The following is an 18,588-nucleotide window of genomic DNA, read 5'->3' as shown; positions in this document are numbered from 1 at the left end:
GGAATATCATGAGTAAAGCTTATGTCGTTGCAGAAATCCAGATCACCAATGCCGATGCCTATGCTGAATACCGGCCATTGGCCACAGCCAGCGTAGCCCAATATGGCGGGCAATTTCTGGTACGCGGTGGTACACGCGTGCAAAAAGAGGGGCGGGACGATGCTCATAATGAAGGCTGGCGCTCGGTGCTGGTTGAGTTTCCCAGCTTGCAACAGGCGCAGCTATGGTATGACTCGGTTGAATATGCCAAGGCCATGGAAATCCGTCATGCCAATTCCATAGGTCGTTTGTTCATCGTTGAAGGGGTGTAAGCTGAGATCGCGGTGGCTTGAGGGCTAAAAAACCACACATTGCTTTCAGGATTCAAGTTTGCAAAGAGACTTGCCGTAACTAAGGTATCTCTCTGCAAACCGATATCCTAAATTCACTCCACTATGCGCCGCTCTCTCGCTCTGCTGCTCCCCATGTTGTTGGTCTTGTCCGCTCAGGCGAACGATCCGCCACCGTCCAAACCTATCAAGCCTGCATCAGCGAAGGAAGAAGCTTCTGGCCCGGCTTCTGCATCAGCATCGGCGGCCGCACCAGCCAAAGAAGAGCGCAAATCCACTTCCAAAGAGAGCAAGGAGTCCGCCAAGGAAGCCGCTATTCGTGCCAAAGAAGCATTGGCTGCAGATGAACTGGCTGCACGCATAGCAGAACGTCTCAGCGTTATTCGCAAGGACAAGGATGACGCCGCAGCGCGTAGCGCCCCCAAGCCCGTCATGCGGCCATCTTATGCGCCGCCAATACGCAGACCCGAAGTTGCCAGGCCCAAGAGTGATCATGGTACCAATAGTGCGTCAGCAGCAGGCGGGCTGGCGGCCAGTCATGCCGATATACACTGGAGCTATAAGGGCGAAGGCGGTCCCTTGAACTGGGGCAAGCTCAATGCTGCCAATGCCAAATGCGACATAGGCGAAAGACAATCACCCATCGATATCCGCGATGGTATCAAGGTGGATCTCGACCCGATTGCCTTTGACTACAAGCCCAGCCGTTTTTCTGTCATTGATAATGGTCACACCATACAGGTGAATATTGGTGCGGGTAACTATATCAATGTGCTGGGCCATAATTATGAACTGGTGCAATTCCATTTCCATAAGCCATCCGAAGAACGTGTGAATGGCAAGAGCTTTGAAATGGTCGCTCACCTGGTGCACAAGGATGCTGATGGCAAACTGGCCGTGGTGGCCGTGCTGATAGAACGTGGCAAGTCGCACAGTCTGGTGCAGCATGTCTGGAATAACCTGCCGCTGGAAAAGAATGATCCAGTACAGGCTTTGACGACCATGGACATGAACGACATACTGCCAGTCAAACGTGATTACTATACCTATATGGGTTCACTGACGACACCACCCTGCAGCGAAGGTGTGTTGTGGCTGGTCATGAAAGAACCGGTAGAAATTTCACCAGACCAGTTGACGATATTTAGCCGCCTGTATCCCATGAATGCACGGCCCATACAAAAGAACTCTGGTCGTCTGATCAAGGAATCAAATTAAGCGGTAACAAGTGTCAATAGACGACGTTATGAGGCTGGCCAGTCCGGCCTCAATTCTTTGCGCACCACCAGTTTCAAGCCTGACCATATATCGCTGACAGCACAGACCTTGATATCCACATAGCCCATGGGCAGGGCGACTTCCCTTATCGTATCTTCCGTGATGTCGGTAGGCACTTTCGAGGCTTTCTTGGGCCATGATACCCAGATTGCAGCATCACTTCTCAAGCTTGCTTTACAGGTCAGCAATTCTTTGACGAGGACAGTTTTCTTGTCGGTGAACAGGTGGACGATATCTGTCGCAGGCGTAGTCTTTTTGTCAAACACCACACCGTCTGGCAAGGCTGCCAGCAAATCCAGATAGTTTTCAGGCGCATGTCTGGCGCAAACATGGCTGTCAGTTTGTATGCCCAGTTTCTTTGCCAGTGGTGTACCGGAATAGCCGGTGGAAGTAGAATTCATCGCAAAAAAAATTAAAAAAGCAGTATCCTTTCAGATACTGCTTAACATCAATCAGATGAGCCCGAACAGCATTTACTTATAGATGCCACAACCAACGACGACATCATCAGATTTCTCAAAATAGGTGGATTTCAATTCTATGGCCTTGGTAGTCGGATTTGGCCATTTGTAATCTATCCAGCCTTTTCCCTTGCTCTTTGCGGTTGCCAGGAGTTCTTCAATAAAGGCTTTGTTATCGACATCTCTTAGCGTACTGATATTTTTGCCCAAGAGCTTGGGATTGGCACCGTGAGCCAGGGTTTTACCACTCATGTCGAGTACAAAAATATACAGGTCGCGGTCACTGAAATTACCTTTGGGATTATTAAATTCAGGGTAGGCCGCATCTGCTCCCTTGGATTTGATATGGGCAATGGCTTTTTTCACCATGGCCTCAGCTTCTTGCGCCGTACCATGGTCTGCAGCGAATACGCTTTGGCTGACAAAAATACTGAATAAAGTCAGTGTCAGGAATTTAATGAAACTACGCATGATAAGTCTCCTTTATTGTGGGATACCAAATTCCAGCAATCATCAAACTCCTGGAATCTGATATCCCTCAACATACAACTATCTGCGCTTCATTACTACCTACATTGCATGCAAGTAACAAAAATTAGCTTTGCTTATGCGGGTTTATAAGGCAGCTCGCGCCAGCGCTTGCCACTGACCCTGGCGATGGCATTCGCAAAAGCAGGTGCTAGTGCGGGCAAGCCAGGCTCACCCATGCCGGTAGGGGCATCTGCACTAGGGACGATATGGACGGCAATCTGTGGCATATCGGTAATGCGTGGCACCACAAAATCACCAAAGTTGCTTTGCTCAACCACACCATCCTTGAGCGTAATGGCAGCACCTGGCAGGCACATGGAGAGCCCCATCAGCGCCGCACCCTGCACCTGGGCTTCTACGCTTTTTGGATTGACAGCCAGGTTGCAGTGCACACCCGCAGTCACCTTATGTAACTTGGGCTGGCCATTTTTCATGGATGCTTCAACGACGTAAGCAACGACGGAAGAAAATGATTCATGTACAGCCACACCATAAGCTCGTCCTGCTGGCAATTTCTTCTTGCCATAACCAGATTTTTCCACCGCCAGTTGCAATGCCGCTTTATGCCGTGGATGCTTGTCACCCATGAGTTTCAGGCGATAAGCTACCGGGTCTTGCTTGGTGGTCTGGGCAATTTCATCGAGCAGGGTTTCCATGACAAAGGCGGTGTGGGTAGAACCCACGCTGCGCCACCACAAGACCGGCACATTGATCTTGGGATGATGGACAGACAGGCGCATAGGCATTTCATACGGCTCTTTCATGCCTTCGACTGCGGTGATATCCACGCCATCCTTGACCATCATGGATTCAAACGGTGTGCCGCCGACGATGGACTGGCCGACGATGACATGATCCCAGCCAAGGATATTTCCCTGAGCATCAAATCCGATTTCGGCCTTGTGCAAGTGCATGGGGCGGTAGTAACCACCTTTGACATCATCTTCCCGGCTCCACAGCGTGCGTACCGGGGCATCCAGTCCTGCTGTTTGCGCGGCCTTGGCGACATGGCAGGCTTCCACCACATAATCGCTGGTGGCAATCGCCCTGCGGCCAAAACCGCCGCCTGCATACTGGGTATGTACTGCGATATTTTCCGGCTTCAGGCCCAGGGTCTTGGCGGCTGCAAAACCATCCAGGCCGGGCATTTGCGTACCCATCCACAATTCTGCCTTGTCGCCTTTGATGGCAACCGTGCAGTTCAGCGGCTCCATAGGGGTATGCGCAAGATAGGGGAAGACAAATTCTGCATTCAGCTTATGCGGTGCTGCTGCTATTTTTGAGACATCATCATTGAATTTGAGTGCACCTTGCTTCTTGGCCAATTCCTTGTAGCTGGCCAGCATTTTGGCGGAATCGACTTTTTCCACACCATCGGTATCCCATTCCAGCTTCAGTACATCGCGGGCCTGTTTGGCTGGCCAATAACCGGTCGCAATAATCGCCACGCCCTCGCCACCACGGTCCGTCGGTACGCGCAGCACTGCCTTGACACCCTTGATGGCTTTTGCGGCAGTGTCATCAATAGTCTTGACCTTGGCTCCAAATACCGGTGGCCGTACCACTACGGCAGTCAGCATGCCGGGCAAATGGGTATCAATACCAAAATCCTGAGTGCCTGTGGATTTTGCTTTTGCGTCCAGGCGACCTGTGGGTTTGCCTATCAGGCGGAAGTTTTTCGGGTCCTTCAGCGTGACTTTTTCTGGCACTGGCAATTTCATCGCAGCATCAGCCAGTTCGCCATAACCCAGCTTCTTGCCACCGGGGCCAATGACATTGCCATTCTCGGTACGCAGGCTGGCAGGATCAACTTGCCACTGGTTGGCTGCAGCTTGCACCAGCATCGCGCGGGTACGCGCACCGAGTTCTCGGTACTGGGTATAGGAATGGGCGATGGAGTTCGAACCACCCGTCAAATGCATGCCAAATGCCGGGTCGACATAGGCTGGGTGGTTATTGCCATTTGCGCTTTTGACCTTGGACCAGTCGGCATCAAGTTCTTCTGCCAGTATTAATGGCAGGCTGGTTTGCACGCCTTGGCCAAATTCCAGGCGGTTGAAGGTGACGGTGACTGTGCCATCCTTGGCGATCTGTACGAATGCGCCAGGTTGTTCGGTAGGCTTCAAGCCTGCAGGTGCTTTGGCAGCGGCATCCTGTGCAGTTGCCAGTATGGGATAGCAACCCAGGGCAAAGCCGCTGGCAGTTGCCATCTTCAAAAAGCTGCGGCGGCTCAGGCCAGCAGAGGCGGTTTCAGGTGTAGTGGATTGCAATAGCGACTGCAAATGGCGTGGTAATTCATCGAGGCGGGCTTCAAAATGCATGGCTATTCTCCTCAGGCCAGAGTGGATGCAGCATCATGGATGGCGGCACGGATGCGCACATAAGTTCCACATCGGCAGATATTGCCTGCCATGGCACCGTCGATATCAGCATCGCTGGGTTTCTTGTTGGTTTTTAACAATGCCGTGGCGCTCATGATCTGACCGCTTTGACAGTAACCACATTGGGCAACGTCATGCTTGATCCAGGCTGCTTGCACGGCTTTGCCGACCTTGTCCTGGCTCATGGCTTCTATGGTGGTGATTTTTTGCCCTGCGACAGCAGAGATGGGGGTGACGCAAGAGCGTATTGCCTGGCCGTTCAAATGCACAGTGCAGGCGCCACACAATGCTGCACCGCAGCCAAACTTGGTGCCAGTCAGACCGAGGGAATCACGCAGCGCCCAGAGCACGGGCGTGGAAGGATCGGCATCAACCTGGTGTTCTTTGCTATTGATATTCAGTGCAGTCATGGAACGGTTCTCCATCCGGTGTAGTGGTTGCAGGGCAGAACAGGAAAAAACGGGGGAAACAGAGTGGACAAGTCTGGCAGGCAGGTTCATCCATATTTGGTTTACCTAACTACTATAGAATATTTTTGGAACATTGGTGCAAGAGAGACAAAAACCACGGAAAAGCTGTCTTTTCCGTGGTTTTTTGTTGTCCCAGCGTCAGAAGCGCTTGGTTTTATTCGTATTTGCGGGCGTCGTCTATAACCTTGCCATCATTCGCCAGGCTGCCGGGTGCAACAAACTGCACATCACCGCGCAATTTGGTGACATCGCGCAGGCTATCAATGATGGCAGCTTGCAGTACAGGGCTGGCAGCCAGGGTTTCACAATGCAGGCTCATGACGTCATTCGCCATTTCACCGGTAACGACCAGCCTGGCCTTGCTGATTTCAGGATGGCGCTTGACGACTTCTGCCACCTGCGAAGGATGGACAAACATACCCTTGACCTTGGTAGTCTGGTCCGCCCGCCCCATCCAGCCCTTGATGCGCTGGTTGGTACGGCCACAAGCTGAAGTGCCTGGCAGTATCGCTGACATGTCACCTGTACCAAAACGTATCAGGGGGTAGTCAGGATTAAAGGAAGTGATGACGACCTCACCGACTTCACCTTCCGCCACCAGGTCACCCGTGCCGGGACGGACGATTTCGAGTATCAAGTCTTCATCCAGTATCATGCCGGGATTGACCTGGCCATCGGTCATGCTTTCATAAGCGATATTGCCTATATCGGCTGACGCATAGATTTGCAATACATGGGCCACACCATGTTCCTGCAGCCATTTGCGCAGGGAAGGCGGCAAGGCTTCTGCACCGACAATGGCGCGCTGTACGCTGGAAATATCGGCACCCATGTCCAGCGCTTTTTCCAGGATGATTTTCAAAAAACTGGGCGTACCTATGTAGGCATCAGGCCGCAATTCGGCCATGGCCTGTACCTGCATTTCCGTCTGGCCTATACCGGCCGGGATGACTGCACAACCTATACGGGCAGCGGCACTTTCCACCATGAAGGCGGCAGGTGTGAAATGGTAGGAAAAACAGTTTTGCAAGAGGTGGCCAGCACGCAAGCCTATGGCATGCATGGGGCGCGCAAAGCGCCACCAGTCCTGGCCGCGGCCTTCAGGGTCAAAGATGGGACCGGGCGACATGAAGATATGTCCCATCTGGCGCGCCGGAGTAGTATTCAGGCCACCAAAGGGCGGCAAGGCTTTTTGCAGATCCTTGAGATCGGATTTCCGTGTCACCGGCAATTGTGCCAGTGCACTGCGGCTCTTGATGTCATGTGCATCCACTCCCTGCAATATTCTGCCCCAGCCTTCTGCAGTCTGGGCATGGGCAATCAATTGCGGCAGCTTGTTCATCAGCGCTTGTTCGCGGCTTTGTGGATTGCGGGTTTCCAGGGCGTCCAGATAGTCACTCATGAGCATGCTCTATAGTGGTTGATTTATTTTTTGTTGCATTCATTAAGATTTTTTGAACCTGTTGACGATCTGTAGCGAGCGAGTGTCAGCGGGGTCAGGGTAACAAACACGCAGCGCAAAAAGCGGAATGTACTTAAGTACATGAGCATTTTGAGCAGCACATGAGCCCCACATAAGCAACAACTGCGTTCGCGCTTAAGATCGTAAGCAGGTTCTCATGCCAGCCAGCGTTTGCGCCTTCTATAAAACTTCATATCCTTGAAACTCTTGCGGCCTGCACCTGAGACGCCGAGGTAAAATTCCTTGACGTCTTCATTGCTGCTAAGGTCTTTGGCTTCGCCTTCCATGACGACCCTGCCGTTTTCCAGGATGTAGCCAAAGTCTGCGTAACGCAGGGCGACATTGGTATTTTGTTCGGCCAGCAGGAAAGATACTTTTTCTTGCACATTCAGGCTTTTGACGATTTCAAAAATCTCTTCCACCAGTTGTGGTGCGATGCCCATCGATGGTTCATCGAGCAAAATCATCGACGGCTTGGCCATCAGGGCGCGACCTATCGCGCACATCTGTTGCTCGCCACCCGAGGTATAGCCCGCCTGCGAATTACGGCGCTCACGCAGGCGTGGGAAGTAGTGGTACACCTTTTCCAGTTCAGCCTTGAGTTCACTGCGCGACAGGCTGCGCGTGTAGGCTCCGGTCAGCAGGTTTTCTTCCACAGTCAAATGCCCGAAACAGTGACGGCCTTCCATGACTTGTGACAGGCCGCGCTTGACCAGTTCATTCGGCGTCAGGTGATCAACGCGCTGCCCGCGGAAAGTAATATCGCCCTTGGTGATATCGCCGCGCTCGTTTCTCAGCAGCGTTGATATCGCCTTCAACGTGGTTGATTTACCCGCCCCATTGGCACCCAGCAAGGCGACGATTTTTCCTTGCGGCACTTGCAGGGAAATACCTTTCAACACCAGGATCACATGATCGTAGATGACTTCAATATTGTTGACGCTGAGATAGGCGATGTCGGCCGCTGCTGCCGCCGTATTGCCTGCTGCGCCCGCTGCTTCTGCCGTAATGCTGTGTACGCTCATGATCTTGATGTGCTATGAATTAGTATTGCCAGGACGACGGAGGCCAGGCCTCCGTCGCTTACTTTTTTACTTCAAACAGGCAGGTGTGATTTTTTTCTCAGCCGCATATTTGTTGGATGACTCTTCCAGCATGGCACGTGTCAAGGCCTTGTCACCAGTAACCCAGTTAGGCGTGATGGCTTTCCACTTATCGCCGGTCCATTGCTGTACCTTGACAGCGCCGGAACCTTCATGGTCTTCGCAAGAAGTTTTCACTGGCGGGAACATGCCCATCGCACCCAAAGCTTTTTGGCGTGCTTCATCGACATTCAGGTTTTCAAAGCCCCAGCGGATTTGCTCGGAAGTCATGAGTTTGCCTTTGCCGAATTTCTCCTGCGCTTTCAGGATGGCTTCTGTCCACAAGATGGCAGCAGTCACACCACGCATGTGATACACGGAACCGATACGGGATTTGTCACCCAGATTGCCCTTGCCAGCCGCATAGACCTTGCTGCGGATTTCATCGAGCACAGGGTAATTGCCTGGCGTATTGAAGGTCATCGCGGTATAGCCTTTTGCTGCATCGCCAGCCGGGATCGCATCTTCTTCTGAACCCGCCCACCAGACACCCAGCATTTTTTCACGAGAATAACCATTGCGTTGCGCGGTCTTGATCGCTACTGCATTCATGACTCCCCAGCCCCATAGGATCACGTAATCAGGATTGGCCTGGCGAATTTGCAGCCATTGCGATTGTTGTTCATTACCAGGATGAGCAACCGGGATCTTGATGAGTTCGAAGCCATATTGCTTGGCCTGTGCTTCCAGTACCGGGATAGGTTCTTTACCAAAGGCAGAATCATGGTAGAGATGGACAATTTTCTTGCCCTTGAGTTTGTCTAGGCCACCGGATTTATCGCCCAGGTATTTGGTCATCGCTGCAGCCTGGTTCCAGTAGCTGGTGATCAGCGGGAATACATACGGGAAAACTTTACCATTGGCCGCATCAGAACGGCCATAACCCAGCGTAGTCAAAGGGATCTTGTCTTCAGCGACGCGATCGAGAATACCGTAGGCGATACCGGTAGACAGTGGCTCTATCAGTGATGCGCCACCCTGGTTTTTCTTCAGGCGTTCATAACATTCGACGCCGCGCGAAGCATTGTATTCAGTCTCGCATTCCTCCCAGGAAATCTTCACACCATTCAAACCACCCTTGGCATTGATGAGATTGAAATAATCGATGGCACCGCCGTAAAAGCCTGAACCGCCAGCCGCATAAGGGCCAACGCGATAAGACAGGACGGGAATGAATTGATCATTCGCCTGGGCTGCATTGACGGCACCCAGGATTGCCGAGGCCATGAGCAGGGATTTAAGCAGTTTCATATTGTCTCCTTGTGGTTTTGGATGGATATTGCCTGATGCTTTTCTACCTCTTGTTGCAAAGGCGAAGCATCTTTATTATGAACTCTCTTTTACTGTTGGTACTAATCTTGTTACTGCCACTCAATGGGGGAAAGGCCAGAGTCGCAATTTTTCCTTGGTGATTTGCCACAACCTCGCCAGACCATGTGGTTCAACGATCAGGAAGAAAATAATCAATGCGCCAAATACCATCAGTTCCAGGTTTGACGCTACATTGGTAGGCAAAGACAGGCCATGGGCAATCAGGTTCAGGACGATGGGCAAAAGGATGATGAAGGCAGAACCCAGGAAGGAGCCGAGTATGGAGCCGACACCACCAATGATGATCATGAACAGGATACGGAAAGACAGGTCGAGGTTATAGGCTTCTGGCTCTACCGTACCCAGATAGGCATAGGCATACAGGGCACCGGCAATGCCGCAGTAAAATGAAGACACGGCAAAAGCCAGCAACTTGGTGCGCATGAGACGGAAACCGATGACTTCTGCCGCTACGTCCATGTCACGCACCGCCATCCATGAGCGGCCCACGTTGGAGCGCACCATATTCTTGGCCAGCATGGCCATGACGCACACTACCGTCAGGGTCAGCAGGTATTTTTTGACTGGGGTATTGATGCTCATACCCATGATCACCATTTCTTGCGCCGTTATGACGCCGGAAGAACTGTAATTGGTAAACCACTGTATTTTGGTCAGGCACCAGACCACGAAAAATTGGGTTGCCAGCGTGGCTGCTGCCAGGTAAAAACCGCGTATGCGCAGCGACGGCAAACCAAACGCAATACCTACCATGGCCGCTGACAAACCACCAAGTACGAAAGCCAGCAAGACCGGTATGCCGGGTATGCGCAAGACAAAATTATAAGAAGCAAAGGCACCCACCGCCATAAAGGCTGCTGAACCCAGTGACAATTGCCCGGCATAACCAGTCAGGATATTCAAGCCCAGCGCTGCCAGCGAGAAAATCAGGAAGGGAATGAAAATCGCAGAAAACGCATAATCGGTTGCCAGTCCGGGTACGGCAACAAATGCTGCGATCAGGACGATGGCAATACCGATACGGTCTTGCCGTATCGGGAAAATCTGGCTATCTGCCTGGTAACTCGTTTTAAACTGACCTGCTTCACGGTAGAACATAGTGTTCCTCTACTCTGCTAATTACGTTTGATTATTAGGACTTTCGCAAAACCGCCCCAGCTGCGTTGCCGCTCCTCGCTGTACTATTCGTATTGTCTTCGTCGCTACACCTTGCTGTGACAATTTTGCGTAAATCCTTATTGTGCTGAACTGCAGGACATTAAATCCTGCGTATGATTTTTTCACCAAACAAACCTTCTGGCCTGACCAGCAGGAACAGCAATGCCAGCACATACGGGAACCAGCCTTCTATACCACCACCCACCAGTGGGCCTATGTACACTTCTGCCAGTTTCTCAGATGCACCAATAATCAGGCCGCCAACAATCGCGCCGGGGACGGAAGTGAATCCACCCAAAATCAATACCGGCAAGGCTTTCAGGGCCACGAAGGTCAGCGCAAACTGCACACCATTACGGGCACCCCACAACAGGCCAGCAACCAGGGCGACAAAACCGGCAACCGCCCAGACTATGCCCCAGATTTGTTGCAAGGGAATGCCAACGGCCAGCGCTGCCTGATGATCATCAGCCACCGCACGCAATGCACGACCTATCTTGGTTTTGGAAAACAGCAGGGCCAGACCAGTCACCAGCAAGGCACAAATCAGCGCGGCGATGACATCGAATTGCGACACCAGGATATTGAATTTCTCCATGAAATATTCTATGGGTACGTCTTCAATAGGCAATGTCAGTTTGTGTGGTTGTGAACCCCACAGTAATTGCGCCAGGCCTTCGATAAAAAATGTCAGGCCTATGGTGGCCATGAACAAGGTAATCTCAGGCTGGTTCACCAGCGGCCGCAATACTACCCGTTCGATTGCCAGACCCAGCGCCACCATCACCATCATGGTCAACGGTATCGCAAGCCATAATGACATTTCAAATTTTTCGGTCAGGCCTACGCAAGTCAGGGCAGCAAAAAAAACCATCGCCCCCTGCGCAAAATTGAAGACGCCTGAGGCTTTGTAGATCAACACAAAGCCCAGCGCCACCAGCGCATACATGACGCCGGACAGCAAGCCGCCGATAAACACTTCAAAGAAAAAACTAATATTCATTTCTAGCTCTCAGCTTACGTTAAGCAAACATGAATCTTGAACAGAAGACCTCTCAACACAGAGGTACAGAGGTTTCCCATCTTCAATGCGCCACACCAAGATAAGCGTTAATCACTTCCTGATTCGCCAGCACCTCAGCAGGTGTACCGTCACCGATTTTCTTGCCGTAATCGAGCACGACCACGCGATCAGAAATATCCATGACCACGCCCATATCATGTTCAATCAAAACGATGGTGGTACCCAGCTGGTCATTGACATCAAGGATGAAGCGGCTCATGTCCTGCTTTTCTTCCACATTCATGCCAGCCATGGGTTCATCCAGCAATAAAATCTCCGGCTCGGCTGCCAGTGCCCGACCCAGCTCCACGCGTTTTTGCAAGCCATAAGAAAGCCTGCCCACCGGTATCTTGCGTATATGCTGGATTTCCAGGAAGTCGATAATTTCTTCCACTTTTTCACGATGGGCAATTTCTTCTTTTTGTGCAGGGCCCCAGTACAAGGCTTGCATGAGGAAATTACTTTTCATTTTCAGGTTGCGGCCCGTCATGATATTGTCGAGTACGCTCATGCCTTTGAACAGGGCGATGTTCTGGAAAGTACGGGCGATACCGCTTTTTGCGGCAGCATAGGTATTCATGTCCTTGCGGTGCTGGCCACGGTAAGTGATGTCACCTTGTTGTGGGCGATACACACCATTGATGACATTCAGCATTGAACTCTTGCCCGCACCGTTGGGGCCTATGATGGCGCGTATTTCATGTTCCCTGACATTGAAGGAGATATTCGTCAAAGCCTTGACGCCACCAAAGGCCAAAGAGATGTTTTGCAAGTCCAGGATGACTTCACCGATTTTTCTGTTATCTGCCATTTATATATTCCTTACGCAGCCAGCTTTTGGGCAGAAAATGTTTTGACATCGCTGATATGCAAATCGGCACTGACCTTGCCCTGGCGGCCATCTTCAAACTTGACCAGGGTTTCTATGAACTGCGAACGCTTGTCTGAATACAGGGCGTCTATCAGCACGGCATATTTTTCGGCAATGAATTTGCGTCTGACCTTGCGGGTGCGGGTCAGCTCATCATCATCAGGATCGAGTTCTTTGTGCAGTACCAGGAAACGGTGTATCTGCGTACCTGCCATCAAGTCTTCACTGGCGAGATCTGCATTCACTTTTTCTATGCACGACAGTATCAGTTGATAAGTTTCGGCCTTGGCAGCCAGATCGGTATAACCAGAATAAGCAATGCCGCGTCTTTCTGACCAGTTGCCGACTGCCTCCATATCGATATTGATGAAGGCACACACGGTATCGCGTTCATGGCCAAAGACCACCGCTTCCTTGATGAAGGGGAAGAACTTGAGTTTGTTTTCTATGTAGTTGGGCGCAAAGATATCACCCTGATTCATCTTGCCGACATCGGCTGCACGGTCGATGATTTTCAGGTGTCCATCCTGGTCAAAGATGCCTGCATCACCGGTGTGGAAGTAACCTTGTTCATCCATGACTTCTGCCGTTGCATCGGGGCGCTTGTAGTAACCCGTCAGCATGGCATCTGACCTGACCAGCACTTCACCATTTGGCGCGAGCTTGACTTCGACACCGGGTGCTGCTGCACCTACGCTGTCAAACTTGATCTTGCCATCCGGCTGCAAGCAGACATAGGCGCAGGTTTCAGTGGAACCATACAACTGCTTGAGGTTGACACCGATGGAGCGATAGAAGCGGAACAAATCAGGGCCGATAGCGGCACCGGCAGTGTAGGCAACCCGTACGCGTGACAAGCCGAGTACATTTTTCAGTGGGCCATAAATCAGCAGATTGCCGAACGTATATTGCAGTCGGTCCATGCCACTGACGGCTTTGCCATCGAGTATGTCAGAACCGACACGGCGCGCCAGATCCATGAAATGGGCAAACAGTTTGCGCTTGATTGTGCCCGCGTCTTCCATACGTATCATGACCGTGGTCAGCATGTTTTCAAACACGCGGGGCGGGGCAAAATAATACGTGGGGCCGACTTCGCGTAAATCCGTCAAGACAGTTTCGCTGGATTCCGGGCAATTCACGGTAAAGCCTACAGCCATGGCCTGGGCGAAGGAGAACAGGTGATCACCTACCCATGCCATGGGCAGATAAGACAGGATATCTTCTTGTGCCGTAAGCTGATCAAATTCCATACCGCCCACTGCAGCTGTCATGAAAGAGCGGTGAGACTGGCAAACACCTTTGGGCTTGCCAGTGGTGCCTGAGGTGTACAGCATGACGGCAGTGTCATCTGGCTGACCGAGTTCCACTTCTCTCATGAAAAAATCAGGATGGGTGATATCGAAAGCTCGGCCCAGTTCCTGCAGGGCAGCGTAGGAAGTCAGTTCAGGCTGGTGATAATGGCGCATGCCACGGTCATCATCAAAGGCAATATGTTGTATGCCTGCATACTGTTGTTTAATCTCCAGCAACTTATCAACTTGTTCCTGGTCTTCGACGATAGCGAAGGCAATTTCGGCATTTTCCAAAACATAGGCCATGTCGGCAGCCGGTGCATCCTGATATAAAGGCACGGGTATGCCACCCAGACATTGCGCGGCAGCCATGGCCCAGTACAGGCGCGGGCGGTTGTCGCCTATGATGGCCAGGTTCATGCCACGCTTGAAGCCCTGTGCAGCCAGGCCACAGGCAAGGGCGCGCACTTCTGCATTGACTTGCTGCCAGTTCCAGGTTTGCCAGATACCCAGGTCTTTTTCGCGGAAAGCCGGATGTTGTGGCCGTGTTTTCCCATGCTGCAATAACAACCTGGGAAAAGTCGAATTCGCTGCTTCTTTTTGATTCATGTCTCCACCAGCCTATTGTTTTAGGGCTTACTTCATGTGAGTGTCCTGATGCCCCCTTACTGCTGACTTACAACTTACTTATTGCTTCAGCTTAGGGGACTTTACGGTAGGCCTGTGGCGAGATGCAATGAATTGCCATTGAGTCTGTCTACAGTCTTCGCTGTAGTGGGCAACTCGCTTACAATGTCTCCGTATTTCTTTTTGTTGAAGCGATAGTAGACCCTTCAGGGGCCGGTGGTTGTCATTCGACTGACAATCTGAAAAATTGAAGCAATTTTCTGTGGTGCGTTGCACAAATATGACAAAAAAAATCAGCGACCCTAAAGAGCGGTTTGCCAAGTCCCTGTGGGCCAGCATGCTGTCGCCAGAACATATGCAAAAAGTGGAAGACGAAGTTGTCGAGCGTTTCATTCCTGCCGGTGCTTATGTTTGCCGCAAAGGTGATCCGGTAGAGCACTGGATGGGTGTCATCGATGGCTTCCTGAAAATGAGCAGTATTTCGCCCGATGGCAAGACCGTGACTTTCAGTTGCATGCTGGCGGGCGGCTGGTTTGGTGAAGGTTCGCTGCTGAAGACGGAACTGCGTCGTTATGATGTAGTGGCCCTGCGTGATACCCGTGTGGCACATATGCCACGTGCTACTTTCACTTATTTGCTGGATAACAGTATTCCGTTTAACCGCTTTCTCCTGCATCAATTGAACGAGCGTCTGGGGTTTTTTATCTCCCTGGTTGAATACGACCGCATGCTTGATCCTGATACCCGGGTTGCCCGTTGCCTGGCAGCCATGTTCCACCCGTATTTGAATCCCGGTTTGAAAGCTGGCAGCAGCATGCAAATTCAGATATCGCAGGAAGAAATCGGTTATATCTCCAGTGTCTCGCGCCAGCGGGCCAACCAGGCTTTGCAACTGCTGGAAAAGAAAAATCTGCTGAGCGTGGACTATGGCGGCATCACCATACTTGACCTTGAAGGCCTGCGCCGCTTCCCGGAAGAATGAAGCATGAAGACCCTGAATATCATCGGTGCAGGTAAAGTTGGCAAGGTACTCGCCAAAAACTTCCGGCGCCAGCAGGTGTTTGCCCTACAACAGGTCTTGAACCGCAGTCTGGCCAGTGCCAGCGATGCTGTGGCATGGCTGGGGGCAGGGCAGGCTGTCGATGCAATCGCGCAACTGCAAGCCGCCGATGTCACCATGCTGAGCGTCAGTGATGACCAGATCGCCAGTGTCTGCCAGCAACTGGCGGATGCCGGTTTGTTGAAGGCAGGCAGCGTCATTTTCCATTGTAGCGGTGCCAAGGCATCGACAGAGTTGCAGCCTGCCAGATTGGCAGGCGCGGCTGTAGCGAGTGTCCATCCTGTACGCAGTTTTGCCAATGTCGATTTGCTGGCAGAACAATTTGCCGGCACGATATGCAGCCTCGAAGGTGGTGAGTTTGCACTCACATTATTGCGACCTGCCTTGCAAGCCATAGGCGCAGAGACCGTCATCATCCAGGCAGACAATAAATTGCTGTATCACGCCGGTTCTGTGTTTGCCAGCAATTATCTGGTGACCCTGATGGAAGTCGCTTTGCGCACTTATCAGGCGGCTGGCATACCGGCAGATGTGGCGCAAAAGATGGCGGCACCGCTGGCACGGCAAACACTGGAGAATATCTTCAATCTGGGCACACAGGCTGCGCTAACCGGCCCTATCGCCCGTGGCGACATGCAGACCGTCGCTTTACAGCAAACCAGGCTCAACGGCTGGGATCAGCAGGCTGGGGACTTGTATCAGGCATTTACGCAGCCCACCATAGACCTGGCGGCTGCGCGGAATTCTCACTCAGAGAAATAAACGCTGTTACGGCCATTTTCCTTGGCTTGATACATAGCCAGGTCGGCACGTTCAAAGACGCTGGCTTCACTTTCCTTGTCCTTGCATTCAGCCACACCCATGCTGACGGTAATTGACAGGCGGGTGCGTGTCAGGTCAGTGGTGCGCGAAAAGTCATTGTTGGCGATGGTATTGCGCAGGTTCTCGGCGATCGAGGTCGCTTTTTCCAGCGTACAGTTCTTCAACAGGATCAGGAATTCTTCGCCACCCCAGCGACAGATAATGTCGCTTTCACGCAGTGAGCGCTTGGATATCATGGCGATTTCCTTAAGCACATGGTCACCCACCAGATGGCCCTGCTTGTCATTCACTTTCTTGAAAAAATCGATATCCAGCAAGACTACGCACATGGGCTGGCGCGAACGTTCACTGTCGAGCAGGGCTTGCTGGAAAACGAAATCAAACGCCTGGCGATTCAGTAAATTGGTCAGGGTGTCGGTGGACGCTGATTTTTCCAGGCGCTTTTGATAACGCCTGACTGTCAGTAACAGAATCACCAGGATAATCAGGGTGATGCCAGCGCTGATAGCGATATTGATAAGGAAGATATTTTGCAAGGGCTTGATCTCATTCCCCATTTCCTGCTCTACCAGCAAATGCCAGCCCAGCTCAGGAATAAAGCGTGCGTTGACGAGTATGGTTTCATTCTCGCTCTTGTATTCCAGATGCTGGGATTCACTTTTGCGGTTAGCCAGGATTTGTGGTGCCAGGCTGCTCAGTCCTGACATATTGCTTAAATTGCTGCGTATCTTTTTCATGTTGTTGCCAGCCAGGGCAATATTGCCCTTCTGGTCGACGAAAAAGATATTCCTGTGGAAGCGGGTCTGATAACTGTCTATCAGGGTTTTCATGGTGTCCAGCGTCATGCCTATGCCTGTGACACCAATGAACTTCCCTGAATAATCGAGGATGCGGTAATTGATGAAGATGGTCATGGTGTCGCGATTGGCCATGTCGGCATCGACATTGGTTTCATAATCGCTTTTCAAGCCACGCACCCGGAAGAACCATTGATCACGTGGTTCGGTATCGCTGATGGTCTTCAGCACGCCATCGGCATGATAATAATTGTGACTTTGATCTGACACCAGAAAGCTGGAAATCGCATGGTTTTTTTGCTTGATTTCTTTCAGGTATTTAACGATCTGGTCTTTATCCTCTTCACCATTGATGATCCAGTCACGCAAAAAAGTGTCATGCGCCATTTGTGAAGAGACAAACACCGGGCGCAATATGTCTTTCTGGATTTCAGAATAGACATTGTCACCGGTAATGGGCAGGGTTTGTTCGGAGATGCTTTGTTGTATGGCATCACGGGAAACGACAAAAGATGCCACGGTAGTGGAAACAAAACCTGCAATCAGGATCAGGGATAGCCAGACCAGCAGACCGTATTTTTTTAACATTTTTTGCATGAATGAGAGACGGAGCATGAGCGTGAGGTTTGCCGCAAGATAATACTATAAACCCATGCAAATTCCGGTCAATTTGGCGGCAAACTCATTGTCATGAGCTGGTTTTACGCTTGCAGGCGTGCAAAATACCTACATTGCATTTGTGTTTTACACAGAGTGGCAGGGTTTCGGATACTGCGCAGGGATTTTTTAGCACCATATGAAAAAAAATGCCGCTTTGCAGCGGCATTTGTGAGTGTAGATGGTGTGATCCAGATTAAGGACGTGGCGTCAGAGACACATGGATGCGCAGGCGTGAACCCGGATCATAGGGCATGACGGAAGTATAAGTACGGTTATGGTACTCATACGTCACGGCATAGCCATTGGTACGGGTTTCCCAGCTGTCGATGTTGCGGCACTGACGTACAGGACGGCTCTCATAGACAGGCTGGCTGTTGTAATTGTTGCCGTTATTGCCATTATTCTCAACGCGGTCACCAACAATGGCACCAGTCACAGCACCTACGGCTGCCGCAGCAATACGGCCATTGCCGCCACCAACCTGGCTACCCAGCAAACCACCTGCCAGGCCGCCTATGATGGCACCGCCATTGCTGCGCTCTGCCTGTTGCTGACGAGGATAGTTGCGCTGGCTGGTTTCATATTCAGTACGGCATTCCTGACGAGGCACATTGACTTGCTCAACCTGCGGGGTAACGCTGACGACGCGCGCATAATCATCAAAATCAGCAGCATGGGCAGCGGGAATAACAGCAGTAGCGGCTAACAAGGCCAGCACAGGTGCTGTTTTGGAAAATGTGGGGAATGAAAATTTCATTTTTTACCTCTTTCGATATGATCATGTGATAAACATCACCTTGGCCTCTAAGCTTCTACAAGCTCGCCTGTATAATAAACATGCAAATAAGG

17 protein-coding genes are annotated in these 18,588 nt (G+C 51.5%); 4 read left to right on the top strand and 13 right to left on the bottom strand.

The window, feature by feature from the left end; translation table 11 throughout:
• The first annotated feature begins 8 nt into the window (after positions 1–8).
• Together AC07OI_RS27260 and AC07OI_RS27255 are read left to right on the top strand one after the other, a co-directional pair.
• Complete coding sequence (locus AC07OI_RS27260; RefSeq protein ID WP_495259350.1) at positions 9–311, top strand: DUF1330 domain-containing protein; 303 nt, start codon at positions 9–11, stop codon at positions 309–311.
• Positions 312–434: 123 nt separating this feature from the next.
• A complete protein-coding gene (locus AC07OI_RS27255) occupies positions 435–1,547 on the top strand; it encodes a carbonic anhydrase (RefSeq protein ID WP_495259349.1) in 1,113 nt (370 codons plus the stop codon).
• A gap of 26 nt (positions 1,548–1,573) precedes the next feature.
• Here AC07OI_RS27255 and AC07OI_RS27250 read toward each other — a convergent pair whose 3' ends face one another.
• From AC07OI_RS27250 to AC07OI_RS27200, 11 genes are all read right to left on the bottom strand, one after another.
• Positions 1,574–2,008 (bottom strand): DUF3052 family protein, encoded by a 435-nt coding sequence (locus tag AC07OI_RS27250; protein WP_492709263.1) that lies wholly within the window; start codon positions 2,006–2,008, stop codon positions 1,574–1,576.
• A 72-nt stretch (positions 2,009–2,080) separates the two neighbouring features.
• On the bottom strand, positions 2,081–2,539 hold the full coding sequence (locus AC07OI_RS27245) for a cache domain-containing protein (protein ID WP_492709265.1): 459 nt from the start codon (positions 2,537–2,539) through the stop codon (positions 2,081–2,083).
• Between the two features lie 134 nt (positions 2,540–2,673).
• Entirely contained in the window at positions 2,674–4,920 is a 2,247-nt protein-coding gene (locus tag AC07OI_RS27240; RefSeq protein WP_495259348.1) for a xanthine dehydrogenase family protein molybdopterin-binding subunit, read from the bottom strand.
• Between the two features lie 11 nt (positions 4,921–4,931).
• Positions 4,932–5,390: a (2Fe-2S)-binding protein gene (locus AC07OI_RS27235; RefSeq protein ID WP_495259347.1), complete on the bottom strand. Its 459-nt coding sequence runs from the start codon at positions 5,388–5,390 to the stop codon at positions 4,932–4,934.
• Between the two features lie 214 nt (positions 5,391–5,604).
• Positions 5,605–6,852, bottom strand: coding sequence for a phenylacetate--CoA ligase family protein (locus AC07OI_RS27230; RefSeq protein WP_492709271.1), 1,248 nt, complete (start codon positions 6,850–6,852; stop codon positions 5,605–5,607).
• A 215-nt stretch (positions 6,853–7,067) separates the two neighbouring features.
• Entirely contained in the window at positions 7,068–7,937 is an 870-nt protein-coding gene (locus AC07OI_RS27225; protein WP_492709273.1) for an ABC transporter ATP-binding protein, read from the bottom strand.
• A 66-nt stretch (positions 7,938–8,003) separates the two neighbouring features.
• On the bottom strand, positions 8,004–9,305 hold the full coding sequence (locus AC07OI_RS27220; protein WP_492709275.1) for an ABC transporter substrate-binding protein: 1,302 nt from the start codon (positions 9,303–9,305) through the stop codon (positions 8,004–8,006).
• A 120-nt stretch (positions 9,306–9,425) separates the two neighbouring features.
• A complete protein-coding gene (locus AC07OI_RS27215; RefSeq protein WP_492709277.1) occupies positions 9,426–10,484 on the bottom strand; it encodes a branched-chain amino acid ABC transporter permease in 1,059 nt (352 codons plus the stop codon).
• 160 nt (positions 10,485–10,644) lie between these two features.
• Complete coding sequence (locus tag AC07OI_RS27210) at positions 10,645–11,541, bottom strand: branched-chain amino acid ABC transporter permease (protein WP_492709346.1); 897 nt, start codon at positions 11,539–11,541, stop codon at positions 10,645–10,647.
• Between the two features lie 88 nt (positions 11,542–11,629).
• Positions 11,630–12,418, bottom strand: a complete 789-nt coding sequence (locus tag AC07OI_RS27205) for an ABC transporter ATP-binding protein (protein WP_186955877.1) — start codon at positions 12,416–12,418, stop codon at positions 11,630–11,632.
• Positions 12,419–12,429: 11 nt separating this feature from the next.
• On the bottom strand, positions 12,430–14,382 hold the full coding sequence (locus tag AC07OI_RS27200) for an AMP-dependent synthetase/ligase (RefSeq protein ID WP_495259346.1): 1,953 nt from the start codon (positions 14,380–14,382) through the stop codon (positions 12,430–12,432).
• Between the two features lie 298 nt (positions 14,383–14,680).
• On the opposite strand from AC07OI_RS27200, the gene AC07OI_RS27195 reads away from it, so the two are divergent.
• Both AC07OI_RS27195 and AC07OI_RS27190 read left to right on the top strand, forming a co-directional pair.
• The gene (locus tag AC07OI_RS27195; RefSeq protein WP_492709282.1) at positions 14,681–15,382 is read left to right on the top strand and encodes a Crp/Fnr family transcriptional regulator; all 702 of its coding nucleotides are present in this window, start codon (positions 14,681–14,683) and stop codon (positions 15,380–15,382) included.
• Between the two features lie 3 nt (positions 15,383–15,385).
• Positions 15,386–16,222 carry a Rossmann-like and DUF2520 domain-containing protein gene (locus AC07OI_RS27190; RefSeq protein WP_495259345.1) on the top strand — a complete coding sequence of 279 codons (837 nt, stop codon included), beginning with the start codon at positions 15,386–15,388 and terminating at the stop codon, positions 16,220–16,222.
• Here AC07OI_RS27190 and AC07OI_RS27185 read toward each other — a convergent pair.
• Both AC07OI_RS27185 and AC07OI_RS27180 read right to left on the bottom strand, forming a co-directional pair.
• A complete protein-coding gene (locus AC07OI_RS27185) occupies positions 16,207–17,667 on the bottom strand; it encodes a sensor domain-containing diguanylate cyclase (protein WP_495259344.1) in 1,461 nt (486 codons plus the stop codon). The two genes, AC07OI_RS27190 and AC07OI_RS27185, sit on opposite strands and share 16 nt — an antisense overlap.
• A 265-nt stretch (positions 17,668–17,932) precedes the next feature.
• Positions 17,933–18,496, bottom strand: a complete 564-nt coding sequence (locus tag AC07OI_RS27180) for a glycine zipper 2TM domain-containing protein (RefSeq protein WP_495259343.1) — start codon at positions 18,494–18,496, stop codon at positions 17,933–17,935.
• Positions 18,497–18,588 lie beyond the last annotated feature (92 nt).

The sequence above is a fragment of the Undibacterium sp. GW821-FHT07F11 genome (assembly GCF_059418665.1).
Note: the sequence above shows the minus strand (reverse complement) of the source record. Positions and strands in the feature narration are given on the sequence as shown.

What these genes read in the sequence shown, in the direction of transcription:
- AC07OI_RS27260 (WP_495259350.1), top strand. Translation starts at nt 9, where the DNA reads ATGAGTAAAGCTTATGTCGTTGCAGAAATCCAGATCACCAATGCCGAT.
- AC07OI_RS27255 (WP_495259349.1), top strand. Translation starts at nt 435, where the DNA reads ATGCGCCGCTCTCTCGCTCTGCTGCTCCCCATGTTGTTGGTCTTGTCC.
- AC07OI_RS27250 (WP_492709263.1), bottom strand. Translation starts at nt 2,008, where the DNA reads ATGAATTCTACTTCCACCGGCTATTCCGGTACACCACTGGCAAAGAAA.
- AC07OI_RS27245 (WP_492709265.1), bottom strand. Translation starts at nt 2,539, where the DNA reads ATGCGTAGTTTCATTAAATTCCTGACACTGACTTTATTCAGTATTTTT.
- AC07OI_RS27240 (WP_495259348.1), bottom strand. Translation starts at nt 4,920, where the DNA reads ATGCATTTTGAAGCCCGCCTCGATGAATTACCACGCCATTTGCAGTCG.
- AC07OI_RS27235 (WP_495259347.1), bottom strand. Translation starts at nt 5,390, where the DNA reads ATGACTGCACTGAATATCAATAGCAAAGAACACCAGGTTGATGCCGAT.
- AC07OI_RS27230 (WP_492709271.1), bottom strand. Translation starts at nt 6,852, where the DNA reads ATGAGTGACTATCTGGACGCCCTGGAAACCCGCAATCCACAAAGCCGC.
- AC07OI_RS27225 (WP_492709273.1), bottom strand. Translation starts at nt 7,937, where the DNA reads ATGAGCGTACACAGCATTACGGCAGAAGCAGCGGGCGCAGCAGGCAAT.
- AC07OI_RS27220 (WP_492709275.1), bottom strand. Translation starts at nt 9,305, where the DNA reads ATGAAACTGCTTAAATCCCTGCTCATGGCCTCGGCAATCCTGGGTGCC.
- AC07OI_RS27215 (WP_492709277.1), bottom strand. Translation starts at nt 10,484, where the DNA reads ATGTTCTACCGTGAAGCAGGTCAGTTTAAAACGAGTTACCAGGCAGAT.
- AC07OI_RS27205 (WP_186955877.1), bottom strand. Translation starts at nt 12,418, where the DNA reads ATGGCAGATAACAGAAAAATCGGTGAAGTCATCCTGGACTTGCAAAAC.
- AC07OI_RS27200 (WP_495259346.1), bottom strand. Translation starts at nt 14,382, where the DNA reads ATGAATCAAAAAGAAGCAGCGAATTCGACTTTTCCCAGGTTGTTATTG.
- AC07OI_RS27195 (WP_492709282.1), top strand. Translation starts at nt 14,681, where the DNA reads ATGACAAAAAAAATCAGCGACCCTAAAGAGCGGTTTGCCAAGTCCCTG.
- AC07OI_RS27190 (WP_495259345.1), top strand. Translation starts at nt 15,386, where the DNA reads ATGAAGACCCTGAATATCATCGGTGCAGGTAAAGTTGGCAAGGTACTC.
- AC07OI_RS27185 (WP_495259344.1), bottom strand. Translation starts at nt 17,667, where the DNA reads ATGTTAAAAAAATACGGTCTGCTGGTCTGGCTATCCCTGATCCTGATT.
- AC07OI_RS27180 (WP_495259343.1), bottom strand. Translation starts at nt 18,496, where the DNA reads ATGAAATTTTCATTCCCCACATTTTCCAAAACAGCACCTGTGCTGGCC.